This is a genomic window from Brachybacterium sp. SW0106-09 (assembly GCF_001293905.1).
GTDB classification, from domain to species: domain Bacteria; phylum Actinomycetota; class Actinomycetes; order Actinomycetales; family Dermabacteraceae; genus Brachybacterium; species Brachybacterium conglomeratum.
In genome coordinates, this window is record NZ_BCAK01000050.1 from 1 (window position 1) to 3099 (window position 3099).

At 61.8% G+C, this 3099-nt stretch carries 2 protein-coding genes; both read right to left on the reverse strand.

From position 1 onward, the window contains the following. Positions 1 to 864 (reverse strand): hypothetical protein (locus Y09_RS17330; protein WP_148639671.1); only part of this gene is annotated, 864 nt, incomplete at its 3' end. 16 nt (positions 865 to 880) lie between these two features. Beyond that, positions 881 to 2719: a hypothetical protein gene (locus Y09_RS17335; protein ID WP_159419664.1), complete on the reverse strand. Its 1839-nt coding sequence runs from the start codon at positions 2717 to 2719 to the stop codon at positions 881 to 883. Between the last annotated feature and the right edge of the window lie 380 nt (positions 2720 to 3099).

The following is a 3099-nucleotide window of genomic DNA, read 5'->3' on the forward strand; positions in this document are numbered from 1 at the left end:
ATCTGGCTGCACCCACAGCGGCACATCGCCCTCCGGACTTAGCATCCAGCCCGAAATCTGTTCACGATACGACTCCGCAGGGTCAGGAAAATCACCCCCTGTCGGATCAGAAACGAAAGGAGCCCCTATATTGTCCATAGTCAAAGCCGTCTGGCGAGACGGCACCTCCATTGACTGTAGTACATCCTTCGGAAGACTCCCGATACCATTATCAGCGAAGAGCTTCATCTCGGCGTCGTACAGTGTCCGGGGCGTAAGCTCACCTCGAGGCACTATCAGAGTACCTCCGCGCAGACTAGAAACAGAGAGAGGAAGAGTGGGATCCACTTCAGAAAGGGAACCCAAAAGGCCCCCCAGCCATACTATATATCCGGGCCGCACTCTCCAGATGTCACCACGCTCTTCGAGTCGCCCGAGGGCTACGTCGGTGACGATGAGCCTCACGGGATCCCAGGCGGCAACCACCGCCTCGACGACCCCCAAGACTACGTCTGCGCTGGACGCCAGACCGCCTTTCAATTCAACGTCGAAACGATGGAAGAACATCCTGTCACTCGCAACAACAGGCGCCCCGCCTTCAATTCGGCAGCTAATTTCACTGCCAGAAACCTGCAGGAAACGCAGTCCATCAATCTTGGATCGTGGATCTAAATACTCTGCGAAGATTCTATTCAAATCGGCATACGATCCATCCCAACGCAGATCACGATCCGTTCCTTCGTGATACGCTATCGCGCTCCATTTAGAGCTTTTGATACTATCGGCAACCAACCTCAAGAAGGAAAAGCACCCGTCAGCAAGCCAAGCCGCCGATTCGTCCACCCGGAACCAAAGAGCACCGATCTGCAGTCGCTTTGCACCCATCAACACTCCATCGCCCTCAGACCTGATCGGTTGCAATGATTGTAAGCTCATCAAAATTCACATCATTAATAAGTTCGTACTCGTCAACGATATTCCGAATAGCCGTCGCTCCACGGGCCGTCGATACGTGCCACTCAAGCTCAGCACCTTTCGGTAACACTCTCATCTGGCGCCGCAATTCTTCAAGCAGATTGTGCCGCATGCCCTCTGCCCGCTGACTGTAGGGGGCCCGATCAAGAATCTCATACCCACGCTTCGCTTCAAGATAAACTTCCTGCGGAGGATCTCCGCGATGGGTGCGGCCATCAAAGGAAACCGTCCTTTCAGGCGTCACAGGATCCGGAACCGTAATCTCTGGAATTCGGCCATCTTCTGTCGGCTTGAGACCGCTGATTTGCTCCTGGTATGCACGCCACCCTTCGTCCTTCACACCCGAGGGGCGGGTCTTGTACTCCACTCCGGGCTCATGGCCGCCAGCTCTGTAGGTCTCAGGTGGCGTATGGGGCTCTGGGGCTCCAGGATAGTGGGCGTCACCTGACTCGTAGCGGTGCCCTGCAGTGGGGTCGAAGCGCACTGGGTCCGGATCATCGATAGGCGGGCCCGACTCACCCCAGCCCGCGCCGCGGTTCTGTGCGACCCACTTCTCGTCGACCGGATCCCAGCGCATCTCCCAGTTCCGGCGGCCTCCTGCCTCGTTGAGCGGCACCCCGGTCCGTGGATCCAGCGGGACTCCCCCATCTCCCATCGCCTCTTCACGTGCGCGATGAACATCCTCCGAGGTCCACTTGGGGATCCCTTCCGTCTCGGCCTCGCTGACCGACAGCGTCCGACGATCACTGCTGCTCTCGAGTCGGTCAGTCGCCCAAGAACTATTCTCGCCCCAGCCGCGATGTCGACTGCCCCGGTCAGCGCCTACACCCGATCTCCCCGCATCTTGTCGTTCTGCAAGTTCGTTTTCCCTGCCCTTAGAATCTGCTCTTTCTCTTTCGGTATGCGGTTCTGTCCGCTCAACGGGCTCCGAAGCGGAATCTCCCCATTTAGGTGAATCGTCCGTCGCAGTCCGGTCCCGCGGGACAGCCGGCGGAGCAGTCTCCGTCAGGTCCACTTCGTCCAGAACGTTCGTGCGGCTCCCGGACGCCGAGAGGCGCTTGCTGAAGACCGTCGAAGCACCCTCAACAAGGCGACCACCACCAGGGACCAGGAAGTCCAGCGCACCCCCGGCCACTCGCGTGGTCTTACCACCGCGACGGGTGGCGCCGGCCGCGCGGCTGCCCTTGATGCCGGCCTTGCCGGCCCCTGCCGCCCAACCGCCGATCGGAACCGCGATCAGGACCGCGTCGATCCCGACCTGAGTGCCCATCGCAACGGGATCATCCTTCCACTGATGCCAGCCGTCACCACCAGCCGCAGCTTCCGCGCCGTCCCAGCCGACCATCGCGCCGACTCCGTCACGGGCGGTCCGGTGGCGATCCTTGATCACCTGGGCAGGTTCAGTGTCTGAGATCCCTGGGACATAGGCGAGATACGAAACCGGCGAAATAGCTACCGTGGCCGCAGAGACGAAGTCCACCGTGCCGAGCCAGGCCTGCCCGGCCGTCGCTCCACGCGGAGTCGTCTCATCTCCGTCGAATCCGAAGAAGGACGTCGCGCCGTACCACGTGTCCTTCGCCCAGGTGCCCGCTCCGACCGCGACCGACTGCCCGCAGTTCTTCGGCTCGGGGTCGGGGTTGCCCCATGGCATCGGTTCCGACGAGTTCAGGACCTGATCGGCTGTGACCGGCGTGTAGCTCTCCTCGAGCGTCACCATCTGCAGCTCGTTGATCCTGTTGGCGCAATAGGTCGCCGCGTTCGACACCTTCTCGATCAGGACCGCATGCCGTCCGAGCAGCTCTTCGTTGCGCTGCCTGGCGGGACTGTGCTCCCACCACGCGACCTCCTTCCTTTCCCTGCCGAAACTTGGGGCGTTCAGGGAACCGGATTTCGGCTTCGTGGTCGAGGCCCTCGCCGGTGAACAGGCGGAAGACGGGCCTCTCCCCTGCCGCGTCGAGGAGGCCCTCGATCCTCGTCACGGCGGCATCGGGCGCCGCGGGGTCGGACGACGGCTCCAGGGGGACCACACTGTTCGCGCGGCGGGTCACGCCGCGGGAGCGGAGCACCGCGAAGCCGTCCACCTCGAGGCGGGACAGCGCCCGCCACCCGCCGAGCAGCGTCTCCACGAGTGCGGTGCCGGTGAGG